This window comes from Bartonella sp. CL266QHHD (assembly GCF_042195355.1).
Classification (GTDB): domain Bacteria; phylum Pseudomonadota; class Alphaproteobacteria; order Rhizobiales; family Rhizobiaceae; genus Bartonella.
This window is the reverse complement of record NZ_JBHIOD010000046.1, coordinates 40067-58144: the sequence shown is the minus strand read 5'-3', so window position 1 is coordinate 58144 and position 18078 is coordinate 40067. Positions and strand designations below refer to the sequence as shown.

Below are 18078 nucleotides of genomic sequence, written 5' to 3'. Positions count from 1 at the left end.
GTTTAGATCTTCAGATCTCATCTGTATAACATTTTAATGTGATTGTTATCCAATATTAAAATACTTCTAACATGATGTACAAACTATAAAGAAATAAGAAAAAACATTTGAAAATGTAAATATGAAATCTAAAAATTTAACTCTAAGATACAATCTATCTTCATTCATATAAATACACAGTATACATTCTTAAACCTATAAGACTAAGAAAACCTAAACATTGATGCAACCTATAACCCTACCTGAGAAACAGTGACAATCATGTTAAATCAAATTGTCCGCAAGTGTCTCTCATTGAAAAAAACAATATCTTATCTGGACGGCACATATAACAACTTTTTATACGAAAAAACCATAAAGAAGTAATTCGTTATGAATCACAGTTTCCAAGACAAGAAGATATTCCCTACCTCTTGTGCCGTCTGTAAATTCTCATCATAAACAGTTCTAAATCGAATCCATCATGCCTTGTATCTAATCAAAATCGATCTTACCAAAGATCATGCTGAAAAACGTAATAATATTATTCATAAAAAATAAAAAAAATCACAATAGATGTTTTTTGGCAATTTCACCAGCATTAGCCGCAATGCTTAAATCTAATCTAAGAAATAAAATATTCATTTTCAGAAAGATGAAAAGAAGCTCGTAAAAAAGAGTTTTTGCAATCTGTTTCCTAAAGCATGTGATATAGTAGCAACACGCGGCAAGAATATGCAATGCTAAAGTTTCAGCAATCAAAAGCAATTTTTACTGAAAAAAGAGAAAACAGCATCATTTTATACTAAAACAGTCAACAGAAAACGTTTATCAACAAAATCAACCAAAAAACATCAAAAAGGTTCGGGAGTTTACAGAAAAATAAGCTAATAGAATAAAAGGAAAACTCTCTAACTTTTTATAGCCTATTAATATCATTTAAACATGGTGATCCCGACAGGATTCGAACCTGTGACCCACGGCTTAGAAGGCCGTTGCTCTATCCAGCTGAGCTACGGGACCCAACTGATTATTTTCTCAATTCAAAATAGCATCTTTAATTCAATGTGTCCAAGAATGCTGCCGATCACTGCGAAAATTATCAGAATAAGAAATAGCACGTCGAATCGACGTATGTTTCTTTTCTACACGGTAAGAGATAGCATTCTTACGCGCAAAAGCAATCGCTTCTTCCTTCCTATTAAATCGGATTCTTACCTGATTATTCATATCAGACGTTGCCGTGTACCCCATAAGAGGTTCAAGCATTTTCGCTTTCACCGGCTCATACTCTAGAATCCAAAAACCTGTATTCCCCTTACCTGACTGCATAGCTGTCTTAGCAGGACTATAAATACGTGCGATCATGCCTTTTTCCTTCAGATTACACAACGCTTGAATGATAGTTTCTCACCACACGTACCCAATTGGGTCATTCTCACACACTCAATCAAATATGGTCGGAGCGATAGGATTCGAACCTACGACCCCCTGATCCCAAATCAGGTGCGCTACCAAGCTGCGCTACGCTCCGCCATTTACATTTACTTGATGCACATTTCCTAAAATTTTCACAACAGAAGTGCAAGAGAAAAACACACTTTTTTTTAATTTTGTTGCATTTCTTTACAAAAAAGCACATTTTTAAATCTTTTTCCCTATTCAATAACAGATTTATTAACAAGTAGTAGAAAATAACCTCCGTAGAAAATCCAATCTATATTAAAAAAGAATGAATTTCTCTATAAGGACTTCATAATTCTTGTCCTGTTTTAAGCAAGCTCTCACTGTATCAAAACGCATTCCACAGATACAATTTTAGAAAAAAACGACTTAAATATCATAGAAAAACTTTCCCAAAGAGCACATAAGCCAAAAAATTAAGCTGTATTAAGCTTTTTCCTCTCTTTTTCTATCTTCCCAAAGACGCTTTTATTAAAAATTCTAGAATCTTCTACAATCCAAATCCATAAACAACAAACATTTTTTCAAAGCACAAAGATTTTATTATAAATAAAATAAAGCGCTCTTTTTAGAAAAATTTTCAAATGCGAAGATGGAAAGAATTCAACATCATACAATAAAATCTCAAAGCTATTTAAAATAAACACATGATAAAAGTAAAAAATATTATTTTTTACTTTTATATAGATATCCAAAAAGGAGAAAATTTAAATGACTTGTCTTTCCACGTATTGAAACGATAGTAGAAGGACAGAATAAGTAAGCCATGATAAGGAGTATTTACGGATTTCTTCTATTCAAAACTTCAGCAATAACAGAACGTGTTATTTTTCTTTTTCTTTGTAATGCCAACTGATCAACAGAATCAATAACACGCTTCAATGAAAATAAAGAACGTTCACAACGACTTACAAGATAATAAACCGTATCTGGATGTACAATAAGTTGCCTATCTGAAAAAAGCTTAAATGCAACAGCTGTTAACAATGCATCATCAGGCTGATTAATTTCAACGAACATTACCGAATTAAGACGACTTTTTAGATCATTTAACATTAAATTCCAAGCGGAAGGAAGTGTTCGTGCCGTCATCAATAAAGTAGCTTGTCGTGCATCAAGATTTGCTTGCTTAATACTGTTAATTAAATGAAAAAGTTCTGTCTCATTGATTTCACCTACATCAATATCCTCTATTAAAAATGATCTGCCTAAAGAAGCCATAGTAATAGCCTGATCAATTTCATTGTGCTGAATCCTGAAAGCATCTGCTTTTTGGAGCCATATATTAGAAAAGTGCGTTTTTCCAGAGCCTTCTTTACCAACCAAAACTGCAATAGGTAAGCTCCAATTGGGCCAGTGATCAATAAGCTGAAAAGCCATACGATTGCTTTCCGTTACCACTAAATCCTCAAATTGAAAAATCGGATCATAGGGAAAATTTAAAGATAATTGCGTTTCACGCCCATTCATTTTAGCGGCTCCGAATTTCCGCTTCTCGAATACATCTGAGAACTCAGATAAGTATGAAGAGCAAAACGAACTAAAACGCCAACAGCCGCTGCCGCAGGAATAGCAACAAGCATACCAGTAAAACCAAAGAGTGAAGAAAAAGCAAAAAGTGAAAACATCAACCATACGGGATGTAATCCCACTGATGAACCTACAAGCTTGGGTTGAAGGATATAACCTTCAATAAACTGACCAATTAAAAAAAGTGCCATCACAACGATGATTCCCCCCCAATTATTGGGATAAAACTGGACCCATGCAATACCAACAGAAAGGACCAAACCACTCATTGTGCCGATATAAGGAACAAAGCTAATAAGACCAATAAACATACCAATCAAAAGACTAAAATTGAGTCCTGCAATCGTTAAACCAATAGCATAATAGCCTCCCAATATGAGACAAACTGTTCCTTGTCCACGAACAAAGCCTGCAATAGCTCTATCCATTTCATGAAAAATACTACGAACAGTTTCAAGATGATCACGCGGTATTAACGAATCGATTGCTGTTACCATACGTGGCCAATCTAATAACATATAAAATGCCACCACAGGTGCCACAACAAATAGGCTAACGATATTAACGATTGATTTTCCTGACTTTAAAAGTGAATTCAAAAGAGACGTAATAAAATCCGAACCTTCTCCCAAAAATCCTTTAATATTATTCCGTAATTCATTTGGATCACTTCCAAAATAGCGCCTTAACCAATCAAAATCATGCTCAACAAAAAAGGTTTGAATACGATTAATGTAAACAGGTAAACCATCACTCATAAATTGCTGTATTTGCCAACTAATAACAGGAATCAAAATAATTAAAGCAGCAACAAAGGTAATAACAATAAATAGGGTGATAAGGACAGTCCCAAACACACGACGAATACCAAATTTTTCAAGTAATTGAACAATGGGATTGAGAAAATAAGCCAACACAATCCCTGCCACAAAAGGAAGCAAAATTGATCCAAAAACAAACATAAAAAAAATGAAAAAAATCAGCGTACCAAGCCAAAAAAAGATTTGCCTTTTCATATTATTCGGCAAAGGTAATTGAGTATACGCTGGCACATAAGTCTTATAACGATCACGAGATGTATTCTCACTCACTTTCTTTCTCATAAGCTGCCAAGAGGACTGTCCGTGATTATCTGATATCTTGCTCATAAAATATCCTAAAAAATTCTTCACAAAAAATTATAAACAACTTCAAAGAAAGGTACAAGAAAAGTTGCTTATTTTCTTATCAATATCTCTTGCAGAGAGAACTCTATCATGGCATTGCATAATATCAAAACCTGATTTTCCATTAAAGGAAGGCTCCAATGAGCAATCAAGATCTTACAAATAATAAATCCAAGGCTGGGGATAAATCCAAAGCTGGTCTTACCTACGCAAAAGCCGGTGTAAACATCGATATGGGTAATGCCATGGTAGAAAAAATTAAACCCTTTATACGCGCAACAAAACGAGCCGGAACAGATGCAGAAATTGGCGGTTTTGGTGGACTTTTTGATTTAAAAGCAGCAGGCTTTACGGATCCTATCCTAGTAGCAGCCAATGATGGTGTGGGAACAAAATTAAAAATTGCCATTGAAGTAGGTCACCATAACACTGTAGGTATTGATCTTGTAGCTATGTGTGTCAATGATTTACTCGTACAAGGGGCTGAACCTCTCTTTTTTCTGGATTATTTTGCAACTGGAAAGCTTGACCCTGAACAAGGAGCTGCGATTGTTTCCGGTATTGCAGAAGGATGTAAACAAGCCGGTGCTGCTCTTATTGGAGGAGAAACTGCAGAAATGCCAGGAATGTATGCAGAGGGAGATTATGATCTAGCTGGTTTTGCTGTTGGAGCATGCGAACGTAGCAAGCTACTCCCTTCAAAAGATTTGACAGAAGGTGATATTATATTAGGTCTAAGCGCCTCTGGAATTCATTCCAATGGCTTTTCGCTTGTTCGACGAATCATCCAGCAAAATTATCTCAAATGGAATGACCCTGCCCCTTTTTCCCCTGAAAGCAGCCTTGGTATAGCACTTCTTACACCAACACGCATTTATGTAAAATCGCTTCTTCCCATCATGCAAAAATATGAAGGGATTAAAGCTCTTGCTCATATTACGGGTGGAGGTTTTCCTGAAAATATTCCACGTGTCCTTCCATCCTCTCTCTGCGCTGAAATTAATCTTTCTAGCATCAATGTTCCAGCAGTATTTTCATGGATTGCCAAACAAGGTAAAATAGAAGAAACAGAAATGTTAAGAACATTTAATTGTGGTATTGGCATGATCATTATCGTAGCACAGCATGCAGCTGAAACAATTACACAAGCTCTTGAAAGAAAAGGAGAGACTGTAACTCCCCTTGGCATTTTAACAAAATGCCAAGATCAAAATAAAGGAATACTTTATAAAGGGGTACTGCATTTATGAAAAAACAAATCGTCGTTTTCATTTCTGGTAATGGATCCAATATGGTCGCCCTTGCTCAAGCTAGTCAACAAACGGAATATCCTGCTGAAATCGTCGCGGTTATTTGCGATAATCCGCGTGCCAACGGTATTGAAAAAGCGCAAAACCATAACTTACCTATTCATATTGTTGATCGTAAAATTTACAAAACAAAAGAAGAGCATGAAGAGAATATTTTTACAATTTTAAATCAATATAAACCGGATTTTCTCTGCTTTGCAGGGTATATGCGCCTTATCTCACCACGTTTTGTAAAACTTTATGAAGGACGAATTTTAAACATTCATCCTTCTCTTTTGCCTTCATTTAAAGGCTTAAACACACATGAAAAAGCTTTACAAGCAGGTGTAAAAATCACGGGTTGCACTGTTCACCTTGTTACAGAAGATATGGATGCAGGAAAAATCCTTGCCCAAGCAGCCGTTCCAGTCTATCCCCATGATACTGCTGAGTGCTTAGCACAAAGAGTTCTTAAAGCAGAGCATAAACTCTATCCCGAAGCCTTAAAAGCATTTATTGAAGGGAAGAGCAAAATGGTCGATACGCAACAACAGCTTTTATCTTTTTGAGTGTATCAACAATCTATTAATCAGCATATTTCAATGCTTTACACATAGTTTTTGCTCAGTATCTACAATTGAAAATCTCTATGAAATATTGACATAATAGAGTCCATCTCTTCATAAATTTTTGCACAAAATATGTAATTTTTTGAATTTTAGTTCATTTTTAAAATTTTTCTTCTTTATTCAATTCTATGACATTATCATAAGCTCTATTTATCAAAATACTCTCGTATTTCGCCTAAAAAATCTTAAAATACGCAATTTTCTATTGCATAAATTTTTGTTTATGACGAAAGTGTTTCTTTAACTGTTACAGCTAACTGTTTGAGTGTAAAAGGCTTAGATAAAAAACCAAAAACAGCATCTTGTGGAAGATTTTTAGCAAAGGCATCTTTTGCATATCCAGAAACGAAAAGAAATTTGATATCAGGATAGTTTTTACGGACTTCCTTCAATAAAGTGGGCCCATCCATTTCTGGCATCACCACATCGGAAACAATAATATCAACTTCTCCTTTTTGTTCCTCAAGAATAGAGAGTGCTTCCACCCCACTTGCTGCCTCTAAAACCGTATATCCTCTCATTTGAAGAGCTCTTACCCCCCCCATTCTGACCGCATCTTCATCTTCAACCAATAAAACAGTCGCAGATCCTGTTAAGTCTATATTTTTATCTTTCTCTTCATCTTTTTCAATCTTTTGAGAAATTTCTCCTTTTATATTGGGGATATAACGGGGAAGAAAAATATGAAATGTTGCTCCTTCACCTTCTTTACTTTCACAATAAATGTACCCACCGCTCTGCTTGATAATTCCATAAACCATTGATAAACCAAGTCCTGTTCCTTTTCCAACTTCTTTTGTTGTAAAAAATGGCTCAAACATTTTTTCTTGTATAGCAGCAGATATACCAGCCCCTGTATCTGAAATAGTCAATTGCACATACTCGCCAATTGCTAAACCAAGATGATTAAATTCAGCACTTTGTTGCTTTGTAATATTGTTTGTCGCAATCGTAACAATACCTCCATCTAACATGGCATCACGCGCATTAATAACCAAATTCATAATAACACGCTGGAAAGATGCTTGATCAACTTCAACGCTCCACAAATCTCTTCCATGGATAATTTTTAACTGAATATTATTCCCCAAAAGTGGTAAAATAAGATTGCGGATATCTGATAAAAATTCAGTAAAATCAACTTCTTCAGGTCGAAGTGTTTGCTTTCTAGAAAAAGCTAATAATTGCTGTACAAGAGCAGCTGCTCGATTAGCATTATTTTTAATATTGATCAGATCAGCATGAGCAGGATCAGAACTACGATGCGTATTTAAAAGAAGATCACACGACATTAAAATTGCTGTTAAAACATTATTAAAATCATGAGCAATACCGCCAGCCAATTGTCCTACAGCTTGCATCTTCTGACTTTGCATCATTTTGTCTTCAAGTGTTTTTTGTTCGGTTGTTTCAATCACAGAGATAATAAGCAAATCTTGCAATGCATCACCATGATAAGGCGGTACAGACATAATATGGAGTCGTAAATGGCATTCTTCATTTTTTTCTAAAACAGTTTCTAGAGAAACAAAATAATTTTTATTTGTCGCAATTCTCTGAAAAGAACGCTCTAACTGCACACAATCACGACGAGAAATAACATCATAAAAATTGACAGCTTTGTCCATACATCCCGTGAGTGATGAAAAAGCTTTATTCATATGAATCAATTGCCCTGCATGATCCACCACGGCTATTGCAAAAGGACTCGCATCAAAATATTCTCCTAATATACTGGGTAATTTTAATTGATCGTCCTCTTCTTTTTGTATTTGTTGTGGAATGATCACAATACGATAAATGGCCTCCTCTTCTAAGAGAGAAGAAACAGATATAAGACAATGGAATATTTTCTCACAAGTCGTGTGTGAATTTAAACATAACGAAAACCTATAAGGTAAAGAGTAACCTGAACTTTGATATCTGTTGGTTTGCAAACAGATATCACTCCATGAGCTCTTAGCGCCAACGCTATCAAATAACGAATCAAAATTATATTGACCAATTGAGAAATTCGCTAAATCAATTGAAAACCATTCGGCAAAAATCGCATTGGCATAAAGAATAGTTCCATGTCTATTAACGGATACAAAACCAATAGGGGCTTGATCCAAGTGATTGATAGCCTCTTGAAGGTTCGAGAAAAAAACTTCTCGCGTTTGTTGTAAATGCGAAATATCAGTAATACGCCAAAATAAAAGCTTTTTTTTCTGTTTTGTGATAGGCTGCACGGAAATATTATACCAAACAGATTTTTTTGGTGTAGAATCGGTAAAAATTGGTTGTTCTACTCTCAATTCCTCTTGCGCTGCAAGATTATTACAGGCAGCAACCTTTAAGCGATACGAGAGTGCATCTGCTCCTGGAAGATCAGCAATAACCATATAACAAGACACTTCAGGCTTATAGGTCAGAATTTTTTGATAGTTTTGATTAGAATAATAAACAAAACCAGAAAGATCAGAGATTACAATTGCATCATCGCTCCTATTAAAGATGCTAAAATCAAAATCTTCATGCGACCACACATGATATCTTAAAATGCCCATTCCACACAAAACGAGTGTTGCAACACCGATAATTGCTAGAATCAAAAAAGATATTGATATCGCCTTTTGCAAATAGCTTTGTGGATAAAAAAAACCTAAAATACCCACAATGAAAAGAAAAACTAATATAAAAACAACACCAAAAATCACAACTCTTCGATGAACAGAAGACACTGATCTTTTATTATTATCAAAACCTTTATCCATCTCTCATTGCCTTAGATTTAGCTGTTTCTTATATCACAAAACTTCCTTTATATTCATTGTTATAAAGTATATACTATGATATTATCTTTCTAAGAAAGCTCACTTAATGTTAAAAATTTTATTTCTTGTATTTAAGTGAGCCTTTTAAGGGTGTATTTATAAATTTATCTCGATAAAAAACGATATTTTCACACAAAAATGGGAGAAAATCTATGTATATCTGGTTATCAGAGCAAATAGGTATATCTGCTGCGAAAATAACGATAAGCTCTTTGTTTTTTATAATAACAATCACAGCTATTACCATAATTATCTTGTTTTTACGTCGTTTAAGTACGAGAAGATTCAGCATTAATAGAAAAAAAAGTCTATCACGATTAGCATTATGTGAAGTAATTTCTATAGATCGAGCACGCCGCCTTGTTTTAGTCCGTTGCGATAATAAAGAACATTTGCTCCTTATTGGCGGATTAACAGATGTGGTTGTAGAATCCGATATTACAGGTACATCTAAAATACAAAAGAGAGAAACACACACACATCTAAATTCCGCCCCTACAGAAAGAAACAACATATCGGATAAAAATCCCTCTCCTTTTACGAATCAAGCGGTAAAAGATTCAGCAATCACCGCCGAAATTGAGGGGCGGCAAGAACCATCTTTATTCATTCCTACTCCTCAAAAATAAAAATACACAATTTTATCACCACGAATTTCGTTTTTTATCATTTCAATGACTTTAATCATCGCGATAAACTCTTTCACGTCGTTCGTGACGTTCTTGCGCTTCCAATGACAAAACGGCTATCGGCCGAGCCTCAAGACGCTTTATACTAATGGGCTCGCCGGTTTCTTCACAAAAACCGTATGTCCCATTATCAATGCGCTCTAAAGCAGCATCTATTTTTGAAATAAGTTTCCTCTGACGATCACGAGCACGTAATTCGATTGTACGATCAGTTTCACAAGAAGCCCGATCAGTCAAATCGGGTTGACCAACATTCTCTTCCTGCAAATTTTCCAAAGTCTCACGAGCTTCTTTTAATATATCATTCTTCCAAGAAACCAGTTTAGCACGAAAATACGCCTTTTGCCGCTCATTCATAAAAGGCTCATCTTCACTAGGGCGATATTGACCATCAATCTCTTCGCTCATGCAATAAAAAACCTCCACATATGCTATGTGCGGTCTATATATTGTGCAATACCCATCAACACAAGAGTAAAATGTTTTTTCATAACAATTGACGAATATGTCTAAATGCACTGTTTAGGTTTAATCGCTTTTTTATGTAGATTGGATTCTTGATCAAATCTCATCCAGAATCATTTTTCTCGCTTATTGAAAAACTTTAAAAAGAAGGAAATCTAATATCAGATATCAGAGCCATCCCTCCCCTACTCTCTCATTCATTGTTTAAAGTCTAAATGAAGCAACAATAAATCATTTCATCAATGCAAAAAAATAAAATCTTTATAAAGGCAAAGTGTGATATTCACGTTTCAAATACATCAAAGCATCTTTTTCTTGATTACAGTTAATTGCAACAACCTCACCAATCAAAACACAATGGGTTGCGTGCTCATGCCAACAAATCAAACGACAATCAAACGATGCTAGAGCGTCTGAAAGACTAGGCGCCCCCGTTTGCAAAGCTCCCCATTGAGCAACATCAAAACGCTCATTTTGTGTAGAATTGCAACGCCTCGAAAAAACATCCGCTAATGAACGATGCTTTCCTGCCAAGCTATTAACACAAAAATTTCCATTCTCCATAAACACCTGATTCTTTAAATTATGGCGCATGAGACAAACAAGAAGGGTTGGAGGATCATCAGATAAAGAACAACACGCCGAAACAGTCACCCCGCGTCTTCCCTTAATACCATTTGTTGTCACAATATGCACAGCTCCTGCAAAAAGACTCATGGCATCTCGATATTCTTGGGAAGAAACCGCGATAGTATGTTTATGTTGAAGTTCAGGCATCAAATATGTTTTATGATTCGACATATCTTTCACTTATAAAGCTTTAAAATTTCAAGCGATCTTTCCATAAAAAGATCTATAATACATATTTTTTCTTTTCCGTCATAACACAAAAGATATTTGTGTATACACAGCGATATGATAAAAACTGCCAATCAAGGAGATTTTAATGCCCCATTCTCATCTCATTTCGCCTTCTCTCTTGGCTTCTGATTTTTCTAAACTTGGACAAGAAATGTTAGATGTTGTTGATGCTGGTGCAGATTGGCTTCATCTTGATATTATGGATGGGCACTTTGTTCCTAACATCACCTTTGGTCCTGAAATAGTCAAGGCTCTACGCCCATTAACAAAAGCAATATTTGATGTCCACCTGATGATCGCACCAGTAGACCCTTATTTGGAAGCTTTTGCAAAAGCGGGTTCAGATATTATAACCATTCATGCTGAAGCAAGTCCACATCTTCATCGTTCATTACAAACAATCAAAAAAATGGGAAAAAAAGCAGGAATCGCACTCAATCCAAGCACCCCTGAATATGTACTTGAATATTTGCTTGATCAATTAGATCTCATTCTCATCATGACAGTCAATCCCGGTTTTGGTGGACAAAGTTTTATTCCAGAAATAAAAGATAAAATTAAACGCGTTAAAAGCATGATTGCAAACCGCCCTATTGATCTTGAAGTTGATGGTGGTATCACCGTTGATACAATTGGGATAGCTGCAAAAGCTGGTGCAAATGTATTTGTCGCAGGCTCTGCAATTTATAAAGATGGAAATAAAGAGCTTTACAGAACACGTATTAATGCATTGCGCCAAGCCGCAATCCTCTCACAACAAGGAAAAAAATGATGATCGCACGTTATTCCCGCCCTGCAATGGTAACAATTTGGTCTCCCGAAACAAAATATCGTATTTGGTTTGAAATTGAAGCCCATGCCTGTGATGCCCTTGCTCACTTAGGGATTATTCCGAAAGAAGCCGCCAAAGTCATTTGGGAAAAAGGGGCAGCAGCTAAATTTGATGTCAATCGCATTGATGAAATTGAAGCAATTACCAAACATGATGTTATCGCATTTCTAACCCACCTAGCTGAATTCATTGGACCAGAGGCACGTTTTATCCACCAAGGCATGACATCATCTGATGTTCTCGATACAACGCTGAACATTCAATTGATGCGTGCGAGTGATATTTTGCTAAAGGATATAGATCAACTTCTTGAAGCATTAAAAAGACGTGCTTTTGAGCATAAAGAGACAATCACTATTGGGCGGAGTCATGGCATTCATGCTGAACCGACAACATTTGGAATCAAGTTTGCTCTTGCATACGCTGAATTTTCCCGTTGTCGCAAACGTCTTCTTGCAGCACGAGAAGAAATTTCTACTTGCGCGATTTCAGGAGCCGTAGGAACTTTTGCAAATATCGATCCACGCGTTGAAGAACATGTAGCAAAAGCCTTGAGGATGCGTGCTGAACCAGTTTCTACCCAAGTAATACCAAGAGATCGTCATGCTATGTTTTTTGCAACACTTGGTGTTATTGCTTCCTCTATTGAAAGGCTAGCGATAGAAATACGCCATTTACAACGAACAGAAGTTCTTGAAGCAGAGGAACATTTCTCACCTGGGCAAAAAGGTTCATCGGCAATGCCTCATAAACGTAATCCAGTTTTAACAGAAAATTTAACTGGATTAGCCCGTATGGTACGTGCATTTGCACTCCCAGCCATGGAAAATGTAGCTCTTTGGCATGAACGTGATATTTCCCATTCATCTGTTGAGCGTTATATTGCTCCAGATGCGACTATTACACTTGATTTTGCTCTTTCTCGCCTCACATCTGTCATTGAAAATCTTATTGTCTATCCAGAAAATATGCAAAAAAATCTCAATAAATTCCGCGGTCTTGTTCACTCACAACGGGTTCTTTTAGCCCTCACACAAGCAGGGATTAGTCGTGAAGATTCTTATCGAATTGTACAACGAAATGCGATGAAAGTTTGGGAACAAGGAAAAGATTTTTTAGAAGAACTCCTCAATGACAAAGATGTTACCAAAGCTTTAAGTGAAGAAGAACTTCGCGAAAAATTTGATCTTTCTTACCACACCAAACATATCAATACGATTTTTAAACGTGTTTTTGAAGAACAATAAAGCGACATAGAAAACCAAAATCCATTCCACCTATGATCAAAAATCTGTTGTAACAAAGAAAACAATTCATGAGAGCAAATCAACTCGATATTCTTATTGTTCCTGGCTACAAAGGATCTGGTCCAGATCATTGGCAAACACGCTGGGAAAAAAAATTGTCGACAGCCCGCCGCATTGAACAACTCCATTGGTCAAAGCCTGTTTGTGAAGAGTGGGTTAACAAAGTTAAAACCGCCATCGCAAAAGCTCAAAGGCCTGTTATGCTTATTGCTCATTCATTAGGAGTTCCCAGTGTTATTCATGCAACTGTACAAAATACAGAAAAAATTTGTGGCGCATTCTTTGTTGCACCTCCAGATGTCGCCAATGAAAAAATACGTCCCAAACATTTAATGACATTTGGCCCCTATCATCGCCAAAAGCTTCCTTTTCCTTCTATTGTCATAGCCAGTCGCAACGATGAGTTTTGTCAATTTTCAGTAGCAGAAAAAATTGCCAATGATTGGGGATCACTCTTTGTTGATGCTGGGTATTCTGGCCATATTAACGCAGAATCCGGACACGGACCTTGGCCTGAAGGGCTTATGGTCCTCTCTCACTTTCTTGCAAAAATTTGATCCAAAAGAGGTGATCTTCTTTCTCATCGCTTATGTATCTTCACCTTTGGGTAAACGTGTAATGATAAAAATTATAAAAGTATCATAGCAATATCATTGAGAAATTCTATCAATTAGGATAGTATCATTTATCAATGTTATTAAAAACCTCTCAAGATAAATAGAGAATCATGATGAATCGTCGCCACCGTATTTATGAAGGCAAGGCTAAAATTTTATATGAAGGACCTGAACCAGGGACTTATATTCAATTTTTTAAAGATGATGCAACTGCCTTTAATGCAAAAAAACATGAAATTATCGACGGAAAGGGGGTTTTAAACAACCGAATTTCGGAACATATTTTTAGCCATCTTGGACGTTTGGGCATCCCAACACATTTTATCAAACGTATAAACATGCGCGAACAGCTTATTAAAGCGGTGGAAATCATTCCGTTGGAAGTTGTTGTTCGCAATGTTGCTGCTGGCTCTCTTGCTAAGCGTTTAGGACTGGAAGAAGGAACCCCGCTTCCGCAATCCATCATTGAATTCTACTATAAAAATGATTCTCTCGATGATCCTATGGTAACGGAAGAACATATCACAGCTTTTGGGTGGGCTGTCCCACAAGAGATAGAAGATATCATGCAACTTTCAATTCGTATTAATGATTTTCTTTCTGGGCTTTTTGCCGGTGTTAACATCCAATTAATTGATTTTAAAATGGAATTTGGTCGCCTGTGGGAAGATGAAACGATGCGCATTGTTCTTGCTGATGAAATCTCTCCTGATTCTGCACGACTATGGGATATGCACACACAAGAAAAAATGGATAAAGACCGTTTTCGTCGTGATATGGGTGGGCTTATTAATGCCTATCAAGAAGTTGCCAAACGTCTTGGTATTATGAATGAAAATGAACCAACACGACCAAGTGGTCCCGTTCTCGTAAAGTAAAAACAAGGTAAAAAAACATCACCTTATATAAATACCCCTCTTTCAAAGGAGAGGTTCTTTAAAAAAGCAGGAAGCAAAAAATGAAAGCACGCATTACAGTTACTTTAAGAGAAAGCGTTCTTGATCCACAAGGAGAAGCAATTGTCGGTGCTTTAAAAAGTTTAGCTTTCGAAGGCATTCAATCCATTCGTCAAGGAAAGGTTTTTGATATTGTTCTTGATGAACTACCTTCTGAAACCGCAAAGAAAAAACTTGAACAAATGTGTGAAGAGTTACTCGTAAATACTGTCATTGAAAATTATACAATCGAACTTTTTTAAGTGAAACGCTCATGAAAACTGCCATCATTCAACTTCCTGGATTAAATCGTGATCGAGATATGGTTGCAGCATTACATCATATAACGGGAGTTGAGCCACTAAAAATTTGGCAAACAGAAACAACAATTCCAGATGTAGATGTTATTATTATTCCTGGTGGCTTTTCCTATGGCGACTACTTAAGATGTGGTGCGATTGGAGCGCGAACTCCCGTCTTAAAAGCCATTCGTGAAAAAGCACAAGAAGGTACGACAATTATAGGTATCTGTAATGGATTTCAAATTTTGTTGGAAGCAGGATTATTACCCGGTACTTTAATGCGTAACGCTTCTTTAAAGTTTGTTTGTCGTGAAATCAAACTTGAAGTCGTCAACGCCAAGACAAAATTTTCTCGATATTATTCTAAAGGACAAATTATTCGTTGTCCTGTTGCCCATCATGACGGAAATTATTTTATTGATAGTGAAACATTGAAACAAATGGAAGACAATGAACAAATTGTTTTTCGCTATGCAGAAAATACAAACCCGAACGGCTCAATGAAAGATATTGCTGGTATTGTTAATAAAACTGGTAATATTCTTGGTATGATGCCCCATCCTGAAAACTTTATTGAACCCGCCCATGGAGGTACTGACGGTCGTTTACTTTTTCAAAGTGCTTTAGAGTTAGTAAATGGATAATGCTGCAAAAATACTCGCGCTCCATAATTTAAAAAACAAGGACTTATACCATTTCTCGCATCGTAAATCTATAAACAAAGCTCTTCACAAACAACAATGGATATTATTTTCTAAACACATAATTATTTAAGACCATTTTTAGTCTTAAATCCCACCAAACAAACGGACAAAATCTTCAGCTTACTGTCTATAAATATTTTTATTATTAAACAACATTATTGTTTATAATATAAGCTGCTAGGTTAAAAAAATAAAAATGCTAAATTTCGATTAATTTGACGGATAAATACTCATGAAGCCTTGCAATAACATCACTATTACACCAGAACTCATTGCACAACACGGGCTAAAAGAAGATGAATATCAACGTATCCTGACGTTAATCGGTAGAGAACCAACATTTACTGAACTAGGAATTTTTTCTGCAATGTGGAACGAACATTGTTCCTATAAATCATCTAAAAAATGGCTAAAAACTCTTCCGACAGAAGGAAAATGTGTCATCCAAGGACCTGGTGAAAATGCTGGTGTTGTCGATATTGGCGAAGGACAATGTGTTGTTTTCAAAATGGAAAGCCATAACCACCCTTCTTATATTGAACCTTATCAAGGTGCAGCGACAGGTGTTGGTGGTATTTTACGTGATGTCTTTACAATGGGAGCCCGTCCTGTTGCTGCTATGAATGCATTGCGATTTGGTGCTCCTGATCACCCACGAACACGCCATCTTGTTTCTGGTGTTGTTTCTGGAATAGGTGGTTACAGCAATTCTTTTGGCGTTCCAACGGTTGGTGGAGAAGTAAATTTTGATGAGCGTTATAATGGCAATATCCTTGTTAACGCTTTTGTCGCCGGTATTGCAAAGACAAACGCCCTTTTTTATTCTAAAGCGCAAGGTATTGGACTCCCTGTTGTTTACCTTGGTGCAAAAACAGGACGTGATGGTGTCGGTGGAGCAACAATGGCCTCTGCTGAATTTGATGATTCAATCAGTGAAAAACGCCCAACTGTTCAAGTAGGTGATCCTTTTACAGAAAAATGTCTCCTTGAAGCATGTTTAGAGCTCATGGAACTTAGAGCCGTGGTTGCTATTCAAGATATGGGAGCCGCAGGACTCACTTCTTCTGCCGTTGAAATGGGGGCAAAAGGAAATTTAGGGATACAGCTTAATCTCGATACAGTTCCTGTTCGAGAAGAAAACATGACAGCCTATGAAATGATGCTTTCTGAAAGTCAAGAGCGTATGCTCATGGTCCTTAAACCAGAACTAGAAAAGCAAGCAGAAGCAATTTTTCATAAGTGGGGGCTACATTTTTCTATCATTGGGAAAACAACCGATGATTTACGTTTTCGTGTATTTCATCAAGGGGAAGAAGTTGTCAATCTTCCCATCAAAGAGCTTGGTGATGAAGCGCCTGTTTATGATCGTCCTTGGAGTGAGCCGGCAAAAAAAACACCCTTGAAAGCAGAAGACGTCAAAAAAGTTGAAAATCTTGGTGATGCGCTTCTGACCTTATTGAATTCTGCTAATCAAAGTTCACGGCGATGGGTTTATGAACAATATGATACCCTTATCCAAGGAAATAGCCTTGTTTGTCCAGGAGGTGATGCAGGCGTTATCCGTGTAGGAAACAACAGCAAACGTGCTCTTGCTTTTTCTTCTGATGTAACACCTCGCTATTGTGAAGCAGACCCTTATGAAGGGGGGAAACAAGCTGTCGCAGAATGCTGGCGAAACATTAGTACGACAGGTGCAACACCACTGGCTGCTACAGATAATCTCAATTTTGGTAACCCTGAAAAACCTGAAGTTATGGGACAGCTGGTTTTTGCTATTAAAGGTATAGGAGAAGCTTGTAGAATCCTCGATTTTCCTATCGTTTCAGGCAATGTTTCTCTTTACAACGAAACAAATGGGAAAGCCATTCTTCCAACCCCCACAATTGCAGGTGTAGGCCTTCTTAATGATTGGTCTAAAATGGTCACAATAAGTGGTATGCAAAATGGAGATATTCTTGTTTTAGTAGGAAATTGCGGCTCCCATTTAGGACAATCAATCTATGCACGTAACATTTTAAATATTGATGCAGGCGCCCCCCCCCCTGTAGATTTACAACTTGAAAAAAAGCATGGTCAATTTGTTCGAGATGTCATACATCGTGGTTTTATTCACGCCGCCCATGACCTTTCTGACGGAGGATTAGCGATAGCACTTGCTGAAATGGTGATTAAAGCAGGTAAAGGAATCAAAGTAAAATTAAGCAATAAATCACCCCATCATGCAGAACTTTTTGGAGAAGACCAAGGACGTTATCTTTTAGCCGTCAAACCTCACTCTCTTAATAGTCTTAAAGAGCGTGCACAAATCAATACAGTTTCTTTAACAGAGCTAGGTCAAGTCGAGGGTACTTCCCTTAATATAGATGGGATATTAACACTTTCAGTAGACAAACTCACAAAAGCCTATGAAAACTGGTTTCCACAATTTATGGGTGAAGAATAAAAATTGTTTTTTCTCTTAAACAGCCTTTATAAAAAAATGAACAACATAGG

General features: G+C 36.6%; 16 protein-coding genes and 2 tRNA genes. 10 read left to right on the top strand and 8 right to left on the bottom strand.

All coding sequences use genetic code 11. The features are described from left to right. Positions 1 to 925: 925 nt before the first annotated feature. The 5 genes from ACFIK7_RS06340 to ACFIK7_RS06320 all read right to left on the bottom strand — a co-directional run bounded on the left by ACFIK7_RS06340 (position 926) and on the right by ACFIK7_RS06320 (position 4121). A tRNA-Arg gene (locus ACFIK7_RS06340) sits at positions 926 to 1002 on the bottom strand. Positions 1003 to 1041: 39 nt separating this feature from the next. Continuing rightward, positions 1042 to 1347, bottom strand: coding sequence for an ETC complex I subunit (locus tag ACFIK7_RS06335; protein ID WP_273791168.1), 306 nt, complete (start codon positions 1345 to 1347; stop codon positions 1042 to 1044). An 89-nt stretch (positions 1348 to 1436) separates the two neighbouring features. Further along, a tRNA-Pro gene (locus ACFIK7_RS06330) sits at positions 1437 to 1513 on the bottom strand. Positions 1514 to 2223: 710 nt separating this feature from the next. Next, the gene (gene hdaA, locus ACFIK7_RS06325) at positions 2224 to 2913 is read right to left on the bottom strand and encodes a DnaA regulatory inactivator HdaA (protein ID WP_375631259.1); all 690 of its coding nucleotides are present in this window, start codon (positions 2911 to 2913) and stop codon (positions 2224 to 2226) included. Continuing rightward, the gene (locus tag ACFIK7_RS06320; protein ID WP_273791170.1) at positions 2910 to 4121 is read right to left on the bottom strand and encodes an AI-2E family transporter; all 1212 of its coding nucleotides are present in this window, start codon (positions 4119 to 4121) and stop codon (positions 2910 to 2912) included. Before ACFIK7_RS06320 ends, hdaA begins: the two co-directional genes overlap by 4 nt. 158 nt (positions 4122 to 4279) lie before the next feature. On the opposite strand from ACFIK7_RS06320, the gene purM reads away from it, so the two are divergent. Then, the gene (gene purM / locus ACFIK7_RS06315) at positions 4280 to 5389 is read left to right on the top strand and encodes a phosphoribosylformylglycinamidine cyclo-ligase (protein WP_375643184.1); all 1110 of its coding nucleotides are present in this window, start codon (positions 4280 to 4282) and stop codon (positions 5387 to 5389) included. Then, a complete protein-coding gene (gene purN / locus ACFIK7_RS06310; RefSeq protein ID WP_375663110.1) occupies positions 5386 to 5997 on the top strand; it encodes a phosphoribosylglycinamide formyltransferase in 612 nt (203 codons plus the stop codon). The genes purM and purN overlap by 4 nt, the downstream gene beginning before the upstream one ends. 281 nt (positions 5998 to 6278) lie before the next feature. Here the strand turns inward: purN and ACFIK7_RS06305 are convergent, their stop codons facing one another. Continuing rightward, entirely contained in the window at positions 6279 to 8813 is a 2535-nt protein-coding gene (locus ACFIK7_RS06305) for a response regulator (protein ID WP_375663109.1), read from the bottom strand. Between the two features lie 212 nt (positions 8814 to 9025). Between ACFIK7_RS06305 and ACFIK7_RS06300 the strand changes: the two genes are divergently transcribed. Continuing rightward, positions 9026 to 9502, top strand: a complete 477-nt coding sequence (locus tag ACFIK7_RS06300) for a hypothetical protein (protein ID WP_375663108.1) — start codon at positions 9026 to 9028, stop codon at positions 9500 to 9502. 51 nt (positions 9503 to 9553) lie between these two features. Here the strand turns inward: ACFIK7_RS06300 and dksA are convergent, their stop codons facing one another. Then, positions 9554 to 9970: an RNA polymerase-binding protein DksA gene (gene dksA / locus ACFIK7_RS06295; protein ID WP_015856486.1), complete on the bottom strand. Its 417-nt coding sequence runs from the start codon at positions 9968 to 9970 to the stop codon at positions 9554 to 9556. A gap of 318 nt (positions 9971 to 10288) precedes the next feature. Beyond that, entirely contained in the window at positions 10289 to 10828 is a 540-nt protein-coding gene (locus tag ACFIK7_RS06290; protein ID WP_273791175.1) for a flavin reductase, read from the bottom strand. Between the two features lie 145 nt (positions 10829 to 10973). Between ACFIK7_RS06290 and rpe the strand changes: the two genes are divergently transcribed. From rpe to purL, 7 genes are all read left to right on the top strand, one after another. Next, positions 10974 to 11660, top strand: coding sequence for a ribulose-phosphate 3-epimerase (rpe, locus tag ACFIK7_RS06285; protein WP_375663107.1), 687 nt, complete (start codon positions 10974 to 10976; stop codon positions 11658 to 11660). After that, positions 11660 to 12967, top strand: coding sequence for an adenylosuccinate lyase (purB, locus tag ACFIK7_RS06280; protein ID WP_375631281.1), 1308 nt, complete (start codon positions 11660 to 11662; stop codon positions 12965 to 12967). Before rpe ends, purB begins: the two co-directional genes overlap by 1 nt. 68 nt (positions 12968 to 13035) lie before the next feature. Continuing rightward, complete coding sequence (locus ACFIK7_RS06275; protein ID WP_375631257.1) at positions 13036 to 13584, top strand: RBBP9/YdeN family alpha/beta hydrolase; 549 nt, start codon at positions 13036 to 13038, stop codon at positions 13582 to 13584. A 173-nt stretch (positions 13585 to 13757) separates the two neighbouring features. Further along, positions 13758 to 14522, top strand: a complete 765-nt coding sequence (purC, locus tag ACFIK7_RS06270; protein ID WP_273791179.1) for a phosphoribosylaminoimidazolesuccinocarboxamide synthase — start codon at positions 13758 to 13760, stop codon at positions 14520 to 14522. Positions 14523 to 14602: 80 nt separating this feature from the next. Continuing rightward, positions 14603 to 14842, top strand: a complete 240-nt coding sequence (gene purS, locus ACFIK7_RS06265) for a phosphoribosylformylglycinamidine synthase subunit PurS (protein WP_375654565.1) — start codon at positions 14603 to 14605, stop codon at positions 14840 to 14842. 11 nt (positions 14843 to 14853) lie between these two features. Next, the gene (gene purQ / locus ACFIK7_RS06260; protein ID WP_375657887.1) at positions 14854 to 15525 is read left to right on the top strand and encodes a phosphoribosylformylglycinamidine synthase subunit PurQ; all 672 of its coding nucleotides are present in this window, start codon (positions 14854 to 14856) and stop codon (positions 15523 to 15525) included. Positions 15526 to 15817: 292 nt separating this feature from the next. Continuing rightward, the gene (purL, locus tag ACFIK7_RS06255) at positions 15818 to 18028 is read left to right on the top strand and encodes a phosphoribosylformylglycinamidine synthase subunit PurL (RefSeq protein WP_375663106.1); all 2211 of its coding nucleotides are present in this window, start codon (positions 15818 to 15820) and stop codon (positions 18026 to 18028) included. Positions 18029 to 18078: the final 50 nt, after the last annotated feature.